Below are 772 nucleotides of genomic sequence, written 5' to 3' on the forward strand. Positions count from 1 at the left end.
TTAGTTCAATGATTAGATTAAATTATTCCTTTGTTCTTAGATATTTAGGTAATAGATGTTGAGGTATTTTTTCAATGTTTTTCAATTGGATGTCTAATCTCCACCCATCAGGTTGAAGTTCTTTGTCAAACCATTTTGCCCCCGAAGTAATCCATTTGTGTTTATTCTTTTCGTAAGCACTTAATTGACAATCCTCATATCCAAAAGTGAACCCACAACAATTACAGATGTTAAAGCTAGATGTACCATTCATACCCCAGGGGGGGTTCTTCGAGTTCAGGAAATCCGCAAACATGACATATATAAGTTTCCATAGGACCTCTTCTCTAACTAACATATGGAAAATCCGTTTTCTGATTATTCATTATACAACTCAACTTTCCTACCCGTGAGTATAATAATAATGAGCTGGCTAACGCAGCATCTGCTTAACATTAAGTGTTATTTAACTATCGTACTTCGTTAGTTCAAAAATTGAAGCCGCTCATAACTTCCGGCTTCGTAATTTCACTTGATTATAGTAAGTCCGAAAGCGTATCTCCTGAATTTCACTCTAGCGTCGCGGTCAGACGATCACGCGGTAGTGAAGATGAACAACGCCGCTTCGGAAGCGGCGCTCACCGAGCAGCTCGAGCCGCATGCTGAGGTTGTCCGGCAATGCTCGCTTCCCTCCACCCAAGACAATCGGATTAAGAAGCAGATGACACTCGTCGATCAGTCCCGCGCTCATCGCCTGCCCAGCAAGCTCGGGGCCGCCAATCGTAATGTCGGC

Annotated in this window: 1 protein-coding gene; it reads right to left on the bottom strand. The window is 42.6% G+C overall.

Annotated elements, in window-relative coordinates; translation table 11 throughout:
• Positions 1-565: 565 nt before the first annotated feature.
• Positions 566-772, bottom strand: a 207-nt coding sequence (locus HI950_RS35415; RefSeq protein ID WP_187768229.1) for a dihydrofolate reductase family protein, incomplete at its 5' end; no start/stop codon positions are given.

This window comes from Paenibacillus sp. PL91, assembly GCF_012935325.2.
Lineage (GTDB): Bacteria > Bacillota > Bacilli > Paenibacillales > Paenibacillaceae > Pristimantibacillus.